Source organism: Paenibacillus sp. 598K (assembly GCF_003851045.1).
GTDB lineage: Bacteria > Bacillota > Bacilli > Paenibacillales > Paenibacillaceae > Paenibacillus_D.
The window spans coordinates 466-16,276 of the sequence record NZ_BFBX01000048.1; the positions used below are offsets into that span (position 1 = coordinate 466).

Annotated in this window: 13 protein-coding genes; 1 reads left to right on the forward strand and 12 read right to left on the reverse strand. The window is 60.3% G+C overall.

Translation table 11 applies throughout. From position 1 onward, the window contains the following. From PA598K_RS15340 to PA598K_RS15375, 8 genes are all read right to left on the reverse strand, one after another. Positions 1–506: amino acid ABC transporter ATP-binding protein (locus tag PA598K_RS15340; protein WP_148091952.1), on the reverse strand; the 506-nt coding region annotated here is incomplete at its 3' end. After that, positions 503–1,213 carry an amino acid ABC transporter permease gene (locus tag PA598K_RS15345; RefSeq protein WP_128657810.1) on the reverse strand — a complete coding sequence of 237 codons (711 nt, stop codon included), beginning with the start codon at positions 1,211–1,213 and terminating at the stop codon, positions 503–505. The genes PA598K_RS15345 and PA598K_RS15340, both read right to left, overlap by 4 nt. After that, complete coding sequence (locus tag PA598K_RS15350) at positions 1,210–1,902, reverse strand: amino acid ABC transporter permease (protein WP_260405427.1); 693 nt, start codon at positions 1,900–1,902, stop codon at positions 1,210–1,212. Before PA598K_RS15350 ends, PA598K_RS15345 begins: the two co-directional genes overlap by 4 nt. 30 nt (positions 1,903–1,932) lie before the next feature. Further along, on the reverse strand, positions 1,933–2,775 hold the full coding sequence (locus tag PA598K_RS15355) for a transporter substrate-binding domain-containing protein (protein WP_128657811.1): 843 nt from the start codon (positions 2,773–2,775) through the stop codon (positions 1,933–1,935). A 190-nt stretch (positions 2,776–2,965) separates the two neighbouring features. Next, entirely contained in the window at positions 2,966–3,844 is an 879-nt protein-coding gene (locus PA598K_RS15360) for a LysR family transcriptional regulator (protein WP_128657812.1), read from the reverse strand. A 276-nt stretch (positions 3,845–4,120) separates the two neighbouring features. Continuing rightward, positions 4,121–5,815 carry a CocE/NonD family hydrolase gene (locus tag PA598K_RS15365; RefSeq protein WP_260405428.1) on the reverse strand — a complete coding sequence of 565 codons (1,695 nt, stop codon included), beginning with the start codon at positions 5,813–5,815 and terminating at the stop codon, positions 4,121–4,123. Positions 5,816–6,276: 461 nt separating this feature from the next. Beyond that, positions 6,277–7,176, reverse strand: coding sequence for a hydroxymethylglutaryl-CoA lyase (locus PA598K_RS15370; protein WP_128657813.1), 900 nt, complete (start codon positions 7,174–7,176; stop codon positions 6,277–6,279). Beyond that, entirely contained in the window at positions 7,173–8,399 is a 1,227-nt protein-coding gene (locus tag PA598K_RS15375; protein ID WP_128657814.1) for a CaiB/BaiF CoA transferase family protein, read from the reverse strand. The genes PA598K_RS15370 and PA598K_RS15375 overlap by 4 nt, the downstream gene beginning before the upstream one ends. Positions 8,400–8,662: 263 nt before the next feature. On the opposite strand from PA598K_RS15375, the gene PA598K_RS15380 reads away from it, so the two are divergent. Continuing rightward, positions 8,663–9,580, forward strand: coding sequence for a LysR family transcriptional regulator (locus PA598K_RS15380; RefSeq protein ID WP_128657815.1), 918 nt, complete (start codon positions 8,663–8,665; stop codon positions 9,578–9,580). A 194-nt stretch (positions 9,581–9,774) separates the two neighbouring features. On the opposite strand, the gene PA598K_RS15385 is transcribed toward PA598K_RS15380, so the two are convergent. The 4 genes from PA598K_RS15385 to PA598K_RS15400 all read right to left on the reverse strand — a co-directional run bounded on the left by PA598K_RS15385 (position 9,775) and on the right by PA598K_RS15400 (position 15,683). Next, complete coding sequence (locus PA598K_RS15385; protein WP_128657816.1) at positions 9,775–10,554, reverse strand: alpha/beta hydrolase; 780 nt, start codon at positions 10,552–10,554, stop codon at positions 9,775–9,777. Positions 10,555–10,605: 51 nt separating this feature from the next. After that, on the reverse strand, positions 10,606–12,108 hold the full coding sequence (locus PA598K_RS15390; protein ID WP_128657817.1) for an ABC transporter substrate-binding protein: 1,503 nt from the start codon (positions 12,106–12,108) through the stop codon (positions 10,606–10,608). 187 nt (positions 12,109–12,295) lie between these two features. Next, complete coding sequence (locus PA598K_RS15395) at positions 12,296–13,399, reverse strand: alpha/beta hydrolase (RefSeq protein ID WP_128657818.1); 1,104 nt, start codon at positions 13,397–13,399, stop codon at positions 12,296–12,298. A 16-nt stretch (positions 13,400–13,415) separates the two neighbouring features. Beyond that, positions 13,416–15,683 carry a glycoside hydrolase family 3 C-terminal domain-containing protein gene (locus PA598K_RS15400; RefSeq protein WP_128657819.1) on the reverse strand — a complete coding sequence of 756 codons (2,268 nt, stop codon included), beginning with the start codon at positions 15,681–15,683 and terminating at the stop codon, positions 13,416–13,418. Between the last annotated feature and the right edge of the window lie 128 nt (positions 15,684–15,811).

A 15,811-nucleotide genomic window follows, 5' to 3' on the forward strand; every position in this document is an offset into this window, starting at 1 on the left:
GCCGAGGTCGGCTCGTCGAAGAGGATCACCTCGGGCTCGAGCGCCAGCGCCCTGGCGATGCCCACCCGCTGCTGTTGCCCTCCTGAGAGCTCGCTTGGGTAAGCGTCCAGCTTGGCGGCCAGGCCCACCTTCTCCAGCAGCGCCACGCTTTTCGAGCGCGCCTCCGCTTTGCTCAGCTTCTGGACGACCGTCAAGCCCTCCATGACGTTTTCGAGCGCCGTTTTGTGGCGGAACAGATTGTATTGCTGGAACACCATCGCCGATTTTTTGCGGAGCGCATAGACGTCCTTTTTGGTGTGCTTGCGGCAATCGAGCGTGAAGCCGCCGATCGAGATCGTGCCGCCGCCCGGCTTCTCGAGGTAGTTGATGCAGCGCAGCAGCGTCGTCTTGCCGGAGCCGCTCGGCCCGAGGATCGCTACGACCTCGCCCTTTTGTACCGTCAGATCGATGCCGCGCAGCACCTCGTTGCGGCCGAAGCTTTTGCGGATCTGGTTCAGTGCTATCATGACACGCCTCCCCGGTAATAACGTCTGAAGCGCCGCTCCGCCAGGGCGGTCAGCCGCTCGATCAGGAACGTCAGTCCCCAGAACAGCAGCGCGGCAGCTAGATAAGCCTCGAAAAACTTCCAGTTCGTCGTCGCGACGATCTGCGCCTTGGCATTGATCTCCACCACCGACACCGTAAAGGCGAGCGTCGAGCCGTGCAGCATGCCGATCAGCATATTGGACAGATTGGGCAGGCTGGCGGCCAGTGCCTGCGGCAGGATGATCCGCTTCATCGCCTGCGCCGTCGTCATCCCGACCGCATGCGCCGCTTCGAGCTGTCCCCGGTCGACCGCGAGCAGTCCGGAGCGTACGACCTCGGACATGTAGGCGCCCGCCGTGATCGAGAAGGATACATAGGCGAAGCCGATCATCGGAATCGAGACGGAGCGGAAACCGAGTCCAAGTGCGGCGGCGATGCTGTCGATCAGCATCGGAAGGCCGAAATAAATGAGCAGCAGATGCGTAATCATCGGCGTCCCGCGAATGAAGGTGACATAGGCTGCGCCGAGCTGGCTCAGCACCGGAACCCGGAACTGGCGAGCCAAGGCGACTGAAGCCCCGATCACAAAGCCGCACAGGACGGAGACAACCGTGATCGCCAGTGTCACCGGCACGACCTCCAGCAACGCGACGAAAGCCGTCCAGATAAAGCCGTAATCCAGTGTCATATCCCCGCCATCCCCTTCCTCGACATCCGGCGCTCTAGCAGATGGAAGAGCCGCTCCAGGACGAAGCTGAGGATGAAATACAGGATCGCCAGCGCCGCGTACGTCTCCAGGAACTGCCTCGACATGACGCCGAGCGTCTGCGACTTGCCTGTCAGCTCCATCACGCCAAGTGTGAAGGCGAGCGACGTATCCTTCAGATTGGCAATCGTCAGGTTCGCGAAGACCGGCAGTGCGGTGGCGATCGCCTGCGGCAGGACGATACGCCAAAATGCCTGCAGTCCCGACATGCCGACCGCATAAGCGGCTTCGACCTGACCCCGGTCGACCGCAGCGACGGCGGCGCGGATCATCTCCGCCATAAATGCGCCGCTGTGCAGCGCATACGTCAGGATGACGTAGTAGAGCGCCGGCACCCTGGCCGCATCGATGGCGACCAGCTTCAGCAGCTCGGGCAAGCCGTAGTAAAACAGGAACAGCTGGATCAGAATCGGAGTGCCGCGGAAGAACGACAGGTAGAGCTGCGACAGTCGCTTCAGCACCGGAATGTTGTACAACTGGGGGAGCGCGACAAGCGTGCCGACGATCAGACCGAGCAGGATCGAGCTGACCACGATAACCAGCGTGATCCGGATGGCCGGCAACAGCTTGATAAGGTAATCCAGTACAGCAGCGATATCAAACGACATCATCGCAAACGCCTGCCCTTCTGACGGTTAGAATTAGGAGGCCAGCTCCGATGACGTATAATCCGCACCCAGCCATTGCTCGCTCAGTTGCTTCAGCGTGCCGTCAGCCTTGATCTCCTGCAGCGCCTCGTCGATGCGGTCGGCGAGCGCCTGTTGCTCGGGATCGTTCTGCCGGAACATGAACAGCGTGTTCGACTCGCTGAGCGCGGGACCGACCAGCTTCAGCTCATGATTCGTATCAATCAGCGGCAGCGTGAAGTCAGCGGATAGGAACGCTTCGGCTCGACCGGAGACGACCTGCTGGATCGTATCGTTGGCAGCGCCGTTCTGGTAGACGATATCGATCGCATTGTCATGCTCGGCGTTATACTTCTCCAGGATGATCGCTTGCGCGCTGGTGGCGGTCGTCAGCACTTTTTTCCCTTTCAGATCGTCGATTGACTGGACCGTATCGTTCGTCGCGGCGACGGCGACTTTGTTTTTCCAGTGCGCATACGGCACCTTGTTGAACAGATACTTCTCCTGCCGTTCCGCGTTTTGCTCCATCTGGTGCGCGACCATATCGATCTTCTTGGTCTCCAGACTGAGCAGCAGATTGGTGAACTCCAGCGTCTGGAATTCGAACTCGTAATCGTCCAGCCGCTTGTCGATCTCGCGCACGAGCTCGACATCATAGCCGGTCAGCTTGCCATTCTCGTCAAGGAAGCACACATTGGGGAATTGCGTCCCGGTGCCAACGATGATCTTGATCGGCGCTTGCCCTGCCGCATCCGCTGTCCCTGATGTCCCCGGCGTCGAGGCGGGCTCGTTGGCGCCGCAGCCTGCCAGCACGCCAGCCAAGGCAGCAACTACGGTTAACGTCTTCCATCTTCTCATTTGAAATCCCTCGCATTCGCTCTGTTTTATCCTTATAATTCCTACCCGTTAAGTATGAATTATGTCGTTGGATAAACTTTATCACCCCGCGTGATGCCCGTCAATGATTTAGCTTATAGAGAAATTCTATCGATAGATCGGATAATTCGATCCTTGTCTTGCCAGCCGCTCACATCGGCTCGCGGTTGACTCAAGGAAGCTTCATCCCGGAGCAGATATCGATGAGCGATTCAAGGATCGGCGAGCTTTCCTGGGTATGGGCGATGAGGTTGGTGGTCAGAGCGATGTTGTCGATATCGGGCAGGGCGATCTCGATGAGCCGTCCCTCCGCCACTTCGCGTTTCACGGACAAACTGGGCAGGAAACCGATCGCCGCTTGTTGCAGGATGAGCCGCTTGGCCGTCTCGGAGTTGTCTACCTCGTACCGGATCTGCAGCGGCTGCTCCAGCTTCTCGAACACCCGATGCACCTCCACCCAGTCGAGCGCTCCGCACTCGAAGAAGACCAGCGGCTGCCGGGCCACCTCGGCCACGGTCGCTTCCCGCCCGATCAGCGGATGTCCCGGGTAGACGTAGAGCCGGATCGGGTCGCGATAGAAACGTCGGGAATGAATTGCAGGATGGCTAATATTGCGGACGAATCCGAGCTCCAGCTTACGCGCGATAAGCTTCTCCAGGATCAGATCGGAAGGGTGGGTAGCGAGCTTGAACAAGACATCAGGATGGCGCCTGTACACCTCAGGCAAAATATCGGCGATCACATAGTTGGCGACCGAGACGGTGCAGCCGATCCGGACGATCCGCGCGTCGCTGCGCACAGGCTGGAGCTGCTGCCGACTCTTCTGATAGATGCCCAGCATCTGCTGGGCGTACGGGAGGAACTCGCGGCCTTTGTCCGTCAGCGTCACCTGCTTGCCGATACGATCGAACAGCTTGACGCCAAGCTCCCGCTCCAGCGACTGGATGCGCGCCGTGACGGTCGGCTGCGAGAGGAACAGGACATCCGCTGCCTTGTTGAAGCCTCCGTAATGGATGACGTAGACGAACGACTCGATATGCTCCAGATTCATCGCATGTTTCCCCCTTATTACTTAATCCTATAATTATCATGTGTATAGTATGAGTTATTGTACACCCAACCTCTCCCGCCAGCAAGAACAAAGCCGCCTTGCCAGGGGTAACGGCTAATTCATGGTAGACATCGCATTAATATTCCGCCTCCCTTGGATAAGCCATACAAAGAGCCCATCGACTCCATTCGATGGGCTTGCGTAGCAATCTGAGAGGCTTAGGATCTTAGAGTCGGGTCAACCGCTTAAGCCGATTGTTCCAGTTACAGCGCATGCTTAGGGAGTTATTGGAGACAACGGCAGCTCGATTCGCGACAGACCGGCCGTATACACCGTCTGGGTCGCCGCCCGTGACGTCGTCTGCGCCGCCCACGGTCCGGCCTGGTTGCTATGGGCGTGATAGGCCGGGAAGTTGGAGGACGAGACATCCAGCCGTAGCCGCGAGCCTGGACGCAGCAGCCAGACGATCGGCCACAGCTCGATCGCTACCACCACGCGTTCCTCGGAGCTGTACGTCGACGCCTGATCGCTCCGCCAGCGCAGACTGGTGATACCGTCGCGGATGTGGTAGGCGCTGCCGTCCGGACATTGCTCGATCAGCTGTGCCGTGAATGCCGTATCGTCCGCGTCGGTAGCCACCTCCACCCATACCTTGACCGGACCGGCAATCCGCAGCTCCTCCCCGAGAGGCTCCGAGACGAAGCTGAGTACATCGGCGCGCGTCCCCGGCGGCTCCTGGCGCACGCTGGACGGCGGCGCGGCAGCGGTGTCTCCGGTCAAGTAATGCATGAGCGCAGCCCCTCCTCTCGTCGGCACGGGATCGCCAGGATCGTACACATAACTGAGCTGTCCTGCCATTGGCGGATCCGAGACGAGCGGATGCGCCGGGGCATCGCCGACAGCCAGATACCAGGTCTGCGTCTTCGTCGCTGTCGGCATACCTTGCCAGCCGATCCAGCGATCCTCGCGGATCGCATACGTCTGCACTGTGCCAGGCGCGAGCTCGACCGGCAGCGGCCGATCCTTCAGATGATGGTCGAACCATGCGAGCGCGGCGCGGACCTGACGTGCTCCCCAGATGTCATGCCCGGGATACGCCAGATCGCCGGACGTTGACTCGGTATGCACCCAGGGACCGATCAGCAAGCAACTCTTTTGGCGGATTGTCTCCGGCAGGCTGGCATAACTCCACGTACCGGATTGCAGATTGTGGTCGTACCAGCCCGCTACCATCAGGAGCGGCACGGTCACCCGGCGCGGCATCTCCTTTAGCTCGGCCCAGAAGCCCTCTGTCCAATACGGGCTCGCGGGATCGACCTCGGTGATCCACTCGCGGTACCAGGGCAGCTGCGTGCCGAGGACCTGCTCGTCCATCTCCAGATGCGGCCGCGCCGCAAGCGCTTGGCGATAGAGCGCGCCAAAGTCGCCATGGTCGATCTCCGCGCCTGAGTTGCCCAGCGCCCACACGGTGTAGATATCGTGGCGGAACATCCCGTTCATATAGTGCTGCGCATAGCGATGGATGCCGGCAAAGGCGATATACATCGTCTTCACTTCCTCCGGCAGAGCGCCCGCCATGCTCCATTGCAAGGTGCCATGATACGAGGAGCCGTAGGTGGCGATTCGACCATTGCACCACGACTGCCCGACGATCCACTGCAGCGTGTCCAGCCCGTCGGCCCGCTCATGCCGGAAGGGCTGCCACTCGCCCTCCGAGTCGCCCGTCCCCCGGCACTCCTGCAGCACGAACACATAGCCATGTCCCGCCCACATCCGAGCGGCCTGCAGCCAGGAGGCCCGGGCCATCGGATAAGGCGTGCGGCTGACGATGACCGGCCACGGCCCTTCGCCATCGCTCTTCCCATCCCCCTCAACCGTTGGCCGCTCGATATAGGTCGCGAGCATGACGCCGTCTTGCATCTGCACCTTGTTCCAGCCTCCGCTGGATTGCTGTTGCTGCATCATTCTCATCGTCTTCACTCCTCACGCTCACCTATGTTCTTGGAACCCGAGCAATGGCTGGCTACATCTCAGACGATACAGCAGAGGGCCACAGCTACCATCTATTAAGCAACGTATGACTGGGTAGAAATAACTGTAAAAGCACCTTTATTTGTGGCGAAACAGCCCGCAAACCGATAAACAAATGCAAAAGTACACTTAAAACATCCAAAATCGTCTGTTTGGAGGCATTCTGCCAAAAACAACTGCACTTTTGCAGTTACGCTCAGCCATAGCGCGGTTCGGAGCATAAATAAAGGTATTATTGCAGTTACACTAGTACTGCATAACATTAGTTGCGACTTTCCGTCGCCGCTCTACGCTCGCCATGAGAGCGTTAGGTCGCGGACGGACCTATCAAGCGGAGCCAACGCCCGTATTCCCGCTTAAGCCAGCCGATACAGTCGGATCCGCTGACCTCCAGGAGACAATCACCTCCAGGAAGCCAGCATATGACTGGCCGGGTAAGGCCGCTCAATCTTCTCCTGGATGTAAGCCGCTGCCGCCAGCAGCTGCTCCAGATCGACGCCCGTGGCCACGCCCATCGCGTGCAGGCAGTGCACGAGGTCTTCGCTGGCGAGGTTGCCGCTCGCTCCCGGCGCATAGGGACAGCCGCCCAGCCCGCCTGCCGCGGCATCAAAGCGGGTGATGCCCATCTCCATCGAGACGAGCACGTTGGCGAGCGCCATGCCGCGCGTATCATGGAAATGCAGCGCCAGCACGTCTGCCGGATAACGCGCCAGCAAGTACGCCAGCACCGTCTCCACCTGCTTGGGGTTGGCTACGCCGATCGTATCGCCGAGCGAGATCTCGCGCACCCCCATCTCCAGATAAGCCTCGATGAGACGACAGATGTCGGTCAACGGGACGCTCCCCTCGAAGGGACAGCCGAACACGGTCGAGATATAGCCACGAACCGTGCGCCCGGCCTGCAGCGCGCCCTCCGCTACCTCTCGAAGCTGGGGCAGCGTCTCGGCGACCGACTTGTTGACATTGCTGCGGTTATGCGTCTCGCTGGCAGAGAGGAAGACGGCCGCTTCGTCGATGCCCGCCGCCAGCGCATAGTGCAGCCCCTTCATATTGGGGACGAGCGCCGCGTACGTGACGCCCGGCCTGCGAGCGATACCGCTCATCACGGCTGCGGCATCGGACAGCTGCGGGATCCATCTCGGACTGACGAATGACGTCGCCTCGATATACGTAGGGCCCGCCGCTGCCAGCTGATCGATCCAGCGGATCTTGTCGGCGGTCGGGACAGGCTTGGCTTCATTCTGGAGGCCGTCCCGGGGACCGACCTCTCGCAGCTGGATGTGATCCGGCAGCTTCATCATGACGTCACGCTCCCTGCTCTCTCCTCGGCCTTATCCAGCGCGCGCACTACGCCGCGAGCGATCAGCTCCTCGATCGCCTGCTCCGTCCGGCCCAGCCTGCGCAGGATCGCCCGCGTATGCTCCCCGAGCATCGGCGGCGGGCTCTGCACCTGCACCTCGCTATCCGAATACGTGATCGGCGTGCGGATGACCGGCAGCTCGCCGAACACAGCATGCTCCACCTTCTGGATCAAGTCATGATCGCGGACCAGGTCGCTATTCACCAACGTGTCCACATCCCAGATCGGTCCATGCAGCACCTGATGTCGCTCCAGCGCCTCGCACCAGTATGCCGTCGGGCGACAGCGGAAGACGTCGTTGAGCCGGGCGGTCAGCGCCTCCCGATGAGCCAGGCGAAGCGTGCGTGTCCGGTAGTCGGGATGGTCGGCCAGTTCGGGCTCGCCGATCGCCTCGCAGAACACCGTCCACGCCTGATCGGTCTGGGCGCCGGCCATCAGCCAGCCGTCTGCGGTCGGGAATGCCTGATAAGGCACCACCTCGGCATGCTGGCTGCCCATCGAGGTCGGCGATTGGCCAGAGGCGACGTACTGGCCGAAGCGGGTCGAGAGATTAAATACCATCGTATCGATCAGATTGAGCTGGACGCGCTCTCCCTGTCCTGTCCGCTCTCGCGCGTACAAGGCGGCGCAGATCGCGCCAAAAGCCATATACGCGGTCGAGTTGTCGGCTACCGGAACGCCGGCCAGCAGCGGCGCGCCCCCTGGCTCGCCAGTCATGCTCATAACGCCGCCCATGCCCTGGATGATCGGGTCCATGCCCGGTCGCCGCACATAATCGGGCGTATCGCCAAAGGCCGAGATCGAGCAATAGACAAGTCTTGGATTGAGCCGCTTCAACGCCTCATAGCCCAGGCCCAGCCTGTCGCAAGTACCCGGCCGATAATTCTCGATCAGGACATCCGCATCCGCGCACAGCTCGAGCGCCAGCGCGAGACCGTCCTCGTCCTTCAGATTAAGCGCCATCGATTGCTTGCCGTGATTGTAGGCGGCGAACAGATAGCTCTCGCCGTCCTTGAAGCTGTTGCCGGAGCTGCGTACCTGGTCGCCCTCGAGCGGTTCGAGCTTGACGACCTCGGCGCCGAGATCGGACAGCATATTGCCGCAGTAAGGAGCGACGAGCCAGTGCGCGATTTCGATGACTTTGATTCCGGTTAGCGGTCCCATAACAACTCCTCCTAAAAGTTTTCCGAAGGAAAACTCGCTTCGTAAGCATACGCTTAAGTTTTCCGAAGGAATACTCGCTTCGTAAGCATTCGCTTAAGTTTTCCGAAGGAAAAATACTTCGTAAGCATTCGCTTGCGCTGTAAGATTAGTCAGCAGACTATGCCTTATCTCCAGCTTAGTTATAGTTAAGATCAAAGTAAAATATCGATTATTGATGTTATAATAGGTGTAGACTATACATCAACAAATCGAAGGAGGCCCATATGAGAATCGAACAGCTTCGTTACTTCGTCGCGATTGCGCAGCTCCAGTCGTTTTCGCTGGCGGCTGCTCAGCTCCATATCTCCCAGCCAAGCATCAGCCAGTCGATCAGCAATCTGGAGGAGGAGCTCGGCGTCAAGTTGTTCGAGCGCTCGCGCTCCGGCGCGCACTTGACCAAGACGGGAGAGCAACTGGTCAAAAAAGCGCGCAATGCGCTCAATATGATTCAGGACATCTATGACGAGGCGCGTGCGGAATTCGAGTCGCTAACGGGAAGCCTGCGGATCGCCTCCATCCCGAGCATCTGCAATGCTTTTTTTAGCGAGGCGCTCTACCACTTCAAGAAGCGGCATCCACAGGTCCATATCGAGGTCAATGAGGACGGCACTCGGCAGATCATCAAGGATGTTGCGAGCGAACATGCTCACCTGGGAATCATCTCCATGCATCCGCACGAAGAAGTCGACGGCAAGCTGGAGTTCCAGCGGATGCTCAGCGGCACCTATGTCGCCTGCATCGGCAAACGCTCCTCCGTCCCGCTCTATAACCCGATGCCTGCAGAAGTCATCGCCAGCGAGCCGATCGTCACCTTCAAGTCCAACTATCGTCAGGAAGAGTATCTGCGCCAGCTGCTGAAGGTGGACAAGCTCAACGTGCTGCTCATGACCGGCTATACTGAAGCGGCCAAAAAGCTGGTCGCCGACGGCATCGCCATCGGCTTTTATCCGGACTTCTCGGTACACAAGGACCCGTACGTGCGCTCCGGCGAGATCATCCCGGTGGAGATCGAGCACAACGATCTGATGCTCTCCTTTGGCTGGATTCGTCCCAAAGACGCCAAGCTGACCAAGCCCGCCCAGGAGTTCGTCAAAATCCTGAAGGCCGTCATCGACGATACGCTGCCCGTCCGCGGCGAGTAGCTTGCCGTCGCTTGCCCAATAGCAGATGGAGCAGTCCGGGAAGTCAGAGGAGCATACGCAAAAGACGCTTTCATCCCCACAGCTATCGTGGTTATGAAGGCGTCTTTGCACATCATCGTAGGTAGGCTCGCTAACTGCTGTCCTTATCGGACAGCCTCCTGCAATACGGGGATGATCATGTATCGGCTACAGCGCTAGCCGCGCTCCAGCGGAATCCATTGGAGCACATCCTGGATCGTCTTGTCCCAGTAGGCCCAATCATGTACGCCCTCTTCTTCGTCATAGGTGAAATCCAGCCCGGAGGCCGCAAAGGCGTCACGCAGCTCCTTATTCTCCTCATAGAGGAAATCCCCTGTGCCGCAGCACTGGTAAAACTTCGGCTTGGGCGCCGCCCCTTCGTCGCAGCGGCGGATCAGGTGATACAGGTCGTTGTCGGTATTCTCCGCGCTCTCGTCGCCGAACACATGCCGTAGGAATGGCGCGCCCTCCAGCTTCTCCCGGAACGCAGCCGTCGAGAAGTTCGCCGTCGACAGACCGGCAGCCGCAGCGAATTGGTCCGGCTTGGACAGCGCCCAACGGAAGGCGCCGTAGCCGCCCATCGACAGACCGGCGACAAAGTTGTCCTCCCGGGCGTCGGAGAGCGGGAAGAAGGAGCGGGCGACGCGCGGCAGCTCCTCCGTCAGGAAGGTGCCGTAGCGTCCGCCGTATGCCATGTCGGTATAGAAGCTCAGCTGCACCTGCGGCATGACGACAGCCAGCCCCAGCTCGGAGACGTACCGCTCAATCGAGGTTCTCCGCGTCCAGATCGTATCGTCGTCGGAGCCGCCATGCAGCAGCCACAGCGTCGGGTGACGATCCTTGCGAGCCACGCCCGTCATGCCGACCTGGTTTTGGGTGTGCTGCGGGAGGATGACGGTCATCGCCGTGCTCATGCCCAGCGACTCGGAGAAAAAATGACAATGAATCAACGCCATATCGAGATTGCCCCTTTCCAATCATGTTATGTTGTAGCTGGCTAAATCCGGCTATTGGTTAGCTGCAAGGAAGGCATCCAGTTGCTTTTGCTTCTCTGCGATAATCCGCTCGATGCCCGCTTTTTTCTGCTTGTCGACGAACTCTGTGATCGTGCCGGGATCCAGACTCCCGGACTCAAGTCCGGCCTTGTATTGGTTGACGACATTGGTGACCGCTGCGATCTCGGTCTTGACCGGCGAGGCGTCAAAGGAGAAGCCCAGCGCTGGCGAATAGATGCCGGAGCGGTTGAATTCCTTGATGCGCTCCCATTGGTCCGGGTTGGTGCCCTCCCATGTATACGTCAGCGAGTTGTTGCCGACCTCCCACTGGTTGAAGCTGTAGCCGCTTGCGCCGCCCTCCGGTGGCTTGATCTGGCCGTTGTCTCCCATCACATAATGCTTGCCTTCCAGCCCGTGGACGAGCAGATTCATCACATCCGCATCGGTATACAGCAGATTCATCAGCTGCATCGCTTTTTCCGGCGTTTTGCTGTTGCGCGCGATCGATAGCATAAACGCGCTAGGTCCGGTCGAGCCGCCTACCGGCTCGGTCAGGCGGACCGCCTCCATCTCGTAGCCCATCAGACTGTTCTCCTGCTCCTCGAAGCCGGGCTTCATGTTCGAGAAATAGCCGAAGCCTTTGTTGGCCTTCATCAACGACGTATTGCTCTCCTGTGTCGTCGAGGCGTCCGGCATAATATACCCGGCCTGGTACCAGGCTCGCGCCTGCTCGACCGCCTGCCTGTATTCCTCCGTGTCGTACAGGTTGACCACTTCTGTACTTTCCCCTGCCATCTTCAGCACGCCGAGCCCGTCGCCCAGCGAATCGAACTGGCTCGCCAGCAGCTCCGTCGCTACCGCGTTTGTCGTCGAGCGCTGGACGATCGGGGAGATGCCCGGCTCCTTTTCCTTGATGATTCTGAATACGCTTTCAAGATCGGCGTAAGACTTCACCTGACTCAGATCGATCCCGTGCTTGTCGAGCAGATCCTTGCGCGCGATAAAGCCGTAATCCGCGACCATCTCCCGGAAGCTGGAGACGCCATAGACCTTGCCGTTAATCTTGGTGCCGTTGAAGGTGATCGGATCGGTCGCTTCGATGACCCCTTGACCATGCTGCTCCAACAGTTCGTCCAGCTCGATGAGCTGTCCTCTGGACACCTGCGTGCTGTAATTAAACAGCGAGGAGGTGACGAGCAGATCGAGCGGCTCCGATCCTGTCAGGAGCAGGTTGACCTGCTGCTGCCACGCGGATACATCGATCGGTACGAGCTTGACGGTGGCATTGATCTTCTCTAGAGTAATCTTGTTGATCGCCTGCTGCACCTCCTCGATGTCGGTGAAGGTGCCGATGCCGATAAAGGCCATCGTTAAATTCGTCGCCTGCTCGCTCTCGCCTTGCGCGTCGCCTGGCTTGGCAACGCTCTCGCCGTCGGTGCCGCTGCTGCATGCCGATGCCAGCAGCAGGATGACAAGCGCAAAAGCCAGGTATGTCTGCTTCGTAAATCTTAGCACGGAATAGCCCCCTGTCGATTATGAAATCCCTTACATCCTTATCATAATCATAGACCAAACCCATGTAAAATACCTAAAAGCAATCTAACCATAGGCCACAGCTATACTATAAATGAACCCTCCAGGGGACCCCGGCAATCGGAAGTCCCCTCCCCTGTAACGCAAATCGGAACTTCAGAGGGAGCTGCTAGGTACCGAGCGACGCCCGGAAGCGCTTGGCAATCTCCAGCATGCAGTCCTCGGCCTGCGGATACAGCCCGCTCTTGTCCATGAAGGCGTGGTCGGTGCCGTTGTACTGGATCAGCGTTGTCGGGACGCCGCTGCGCGCCAGCTTGCGGGCATAGGCTTCATTCTCCACCTTCAGGAAGTCATACTGCGCGGTAATGATGAGCGTCTCCGGCAGTCCTTGCAGCTCCCCAAGCAGCGGAGCAACATAAGGGTCGGAGGGCTCCGCCCGGCCTTGCAAGTACAGCTTGAGCAGCGGATTGTCTCCCTCACTGCGCATGCCCTGCACCATGCCCCGGATCATCTCCTCATGGTTGCGGATATCGTACGCGTCGAGCGACCAGCTCATATCCTCCACCGGCAGCAAGCCCATGTTGACCGACGGGTAGAGTAACGCCTGGAAGGCGATCATGCCGCTCCCCGCGTCCCTGTCCATGAGCGCGCATACAGCAGCGAGGTTGCCGCCGGCGCTGTCGCCTGCGACCGCCAACTGTCCAGGGGCGATGCCCAGCTCCTCGGCATGCTCAGCAGCCCACCGCACCACATCGTAACAGTCGGTCACGCCTGCCGGATAGGGGTGCTCCGGCGCCAGACGATAATCGACGGAGATGACGACAGCATCCGCGTGCATGGCCAGGCATTTGCACGGGTTCTCTACGACATCGACCGAGCCTGCGGCGAAGCCGCCGCCATGGAAAAATACGACCGCAGACCGCACGCCCTCCACCGGCGGGCGGTAGATCCGTACCGGAATCTGCGCCTCGGAGCCCTCCACCGTCCGGTGCTCGGTCAGAATGATGCCGCCCGTGACGTCGTCGTTTTGCCAGCCAAAAAACTGCCGCATCGCCTGTACGAGCGCGTCCGTATCATCGACAGCGAACGGCGCGTCCCCCATCTCCTTGAACTTGGCCATCGTCTCGAGATTGACCTTGTAGACGCGCGGGTCCAGCTCGCCCTCCGCCTGCGAGTCCGGTATCGGCTTGACGATGAAGCTGTAGCCGTCCCGCTCCTCTTGTCGCATTTGTTCCTGCAGCGCATTCAACAACCGTGGATAATTGTTGTCCATCTCGTCTCCCTCCCTTTCATCTGCCGTTAAACTCCGCGAGCATGCCGTCCAGCAGCTCATTGGTCAGCTGTCCGCCGCTGAACGAGACGAGCGCGCGCAGCGGCATATTGTTGGCGAGCGCCTGCATCATGCCCCCATGATCATCCTCGCCATCGGGCATAGCCGGGAACGGCCAGCTCTTCATCAGCTCTGCGACAAGGGAGGCGGCTGACGGGTCGGCGAGCAGATCGCCGATCGTCGAGTTGCGGTGATACGTCTTGGGCAGCACGGTCGTGGAGTTCACGGTCAACGTCAACCGCAGCCGGATGTCCTGCGAGGACGCGCCGCACAGCAGCTCGAACGTCCCGCTCTCGACGCGCCAGTCGGCAAGCTCCGCATCATAGAAGGCAAAGGCGCGCTTGTCGAGCGTAAAGGCCGCCTCCCGCTCCTCGCCCGGCTGCAGCTCCAGCTTCGCGAAGCCCTTCAGCTCCTTGGCTGGACGGATGACCGAGCTCTCCGTATCGCGCACATAGAGCTGGACGATCTCCTTGCCCGCGCGGGAGCCGACATTCTTGACCTTCACCCGCACCGTCACCGTATCGGTATCGTCGAGCTCGGTCCGGTCTGCCTGCAGATCGCTGTATTCGAACTGCGTATAACTCAGGCCATGTCCGAACGGGAACAGCGGCGCGATCCGCTTGGCGTCGTAGTAACGGTATCCGACGAAGATCCCTTCGGTGTAGCGGACCGTATCTCCCTCGCCCGGGAAGCTCAGCTGCGAAGGATTATGCTCCAGCGCGATCGGGAATGTCTCGGCGAGCTTGCCTGACGGGTTGGCCTCTCCATACAGCAGGTCGGCGATCGCTCCGCCGAGCGCCTGCCCGCCCAGATACGCCTCCAGCACCGCCTTGGTCTGCCCCAGCCACGGCATCTCGATCGGCGCGCCGTTGCTCAGCACGACGACTAGACGCGGCTGCACGGCTGCGATCGCCGCGATCAACGCCTCCTGGTTGGCCGGCATCCGCAGATGCGTCCGGTCGAAGCCCTCCGACTCGTAGCGATCCGGCAGACCGGCGAAGATAACAGCGACCTCCGCTTCGCTGGCGGCGCGCTTCGCGTCCACCACCAGCCCCTCATCGATATGGTCCGAATCGATGTGATAGCCCTGCGCGTAGGTCAGCCCTGCTTCGGAGCCTGCGACTGCCGCCAGCTCCTCGCGGATCGACTCGAGCCGGGTCGGCTTCACATGCGAGCTGCCGCCGCCCTGGTAGCGGGACTTGACGGCCATCTCGCCGATCACGGCGATGCGGCTGTCGCGAGCGAGCGGCAACAGCTCGTCCTCGTTTTTGAGCAGCACCATACATTCGCTTGCAACCTCGCGCGCCAGCGCATGATGCGCCTCCGCATCGTAGGTGGCGTCTGGCTGACGGGCGTCGACGGCCTGGAAGACGACCCGCAGCACGCGCTCGACGGCTTGGTCGAGCTGCTCCTCGGAAAGCTCGCCGCTGCGCACCGCAGCGACGATCTTGCTGTCGCCAGCGCCGTGGCTGGACGGCATCTCCAGCTCCAGCCCGGCAGCCAGCGAGGCTACGCGCTCATTGACCGCACCCCAGTCGGAGACGACGAAGCCCTCGAAGCCCCATTGCTCGCGCAGGATCTCGGAGAGCAGCACCGGATGCTCGGACGCATACGTGCCGTTCACCTTGTTGTAGGAGCTCATGACGGTCCACGGCTGGCTCTGCTTGACCGCGCCCTCGAAGCTCGCCAGATAGATCTCGCGCAGCGTGCGCTCGTCGACGACGGAGTCGCTCGTCATCCGTCTGTGCTCCTGATTGTTGGCGGCGAAATGCTTGAGCGAAGTGCCGACGCCCTCGCTCTGGACGCCGCGTATATGCGCCGCAGCCATCTCCGATGCCAGGTAAGGGTCCTCGGAGAAGTACTCGAAGTTGCGTCCGCAGAGCGGCGAGCGCTTGATGTTGACCCCCGGTCCGAGCAGCACCGCGACCTCCTCCGCCTGACATTCCTTGCCCAGGGCGCTCCCCACCCGGCCGATCAGCTCGCGGTTCCATGAGCTGGCCAGACCCGCCGCAGACGGGAAGCAGGTCGCGGGCACGCTATCGAACAAGCCGACATGATCGGCGCCTGTTTTTTGCTTGCGCAGCCCGTGCGGACCGTCCGTCATCATCACCGACGGGATGCCGAGCCTCTCGATGCCCTTCGTATGCCAGAAGTCGAGGCCGGAGCATAGTCCGGCCTTCTCCTCGAGCGTCATTTGCGAGATCAATGCCTTCAGATCGCGTGTCATTGCTTTCACTCCTTTTTCATTCAATATCGCTCCGCCTGCCCTCAAGGGGGAGCCTACGGTCACGGGATCGATCTTCCGATCGCTGTTGTCCCCAGATTTCTTTGTTTCTAACCGCATTAGCGGTTGAA

Bases quoted from the DNA above. Each gene is read 5' to 3' on its own strand.
- PA598K_RS15345 (WP_128657810.1), bottom strand. From the start codon at position 1,213: ATGACACTGGATTACGGCTTTATCTGGACGGCTTTCGTCGCGTTGCTG.
- PA598K_RS15350 (WP_260405427.1), bottom strand. From the start codon at position 1,902: ATGATGTCGTTTGATATCGCTGCTGTACTGGATTACCTTATCAAGCTG.
- PA598K_RS15355 (WP_128657811.1), bottom strand. From the start codon at position 2,775: ATGAGAAGATGGAAGACGTTAACCGTAGTTGCTGCCTTGGCTGGCGTG.
- PA598K_RS15360 (WP_128657812.1), bottom strand. From the start codon at position 3,844: ATGAATCTGGAGCATATCGAGTCGTTCGTCTACGTCATCCATTACGGA.
- PA598K_RS15365 (WP_260405428.1), bottom strand. From the start codon at position 5,815: ATGAGAATGATGCAGCAACAGCAATCCAGCGGAGGCTGGAACAAGGTG.
- PA598K_RS15370 (WP_128657813.1), bottom strand. From the start codon at position 7,176: ATGATGAAGCTGCCGGATCACATCCAGCTGCGAGAGGTCGGTCCCCGG.
- PA598K_RS15375 (WP_128657814.1), bottom strand. From the start codon at position 8,399: ATGGGACCGCTAACCGGAATCAAAGTCATCGAAATCGCGCACTGGCTC.
- PA598K_RS15380 (WP_128657815.1), top strand. From the start codon at position 8,663: ATGAGAATCGAACAGCTTCGTTACTTCGTCGCGATTGCGCAGCTCCAG.
- PA598K_RS15385 (WP_128657816.1), bottom strand. From the start codon at position 10,554: ATGGCGTTGATTCATTGTCATTTTTTCTCCGAGTCGCTGGGCATGAGC.
- PA598K_RS15395 (WP_128657818.1), bottom strand. From the start codon at position 13,399: ATGGACAACAATTATCCACGGTTGTTGAATGCGCTGCAGGAACAAATG.
- PA598K_RS15400 (WP_128657819.1), bottom strand. From the start codon at position 15,683: ATGACACGCGATCTGAAGGCATTGATCTCGCAAATGACGCTCGAGGAG.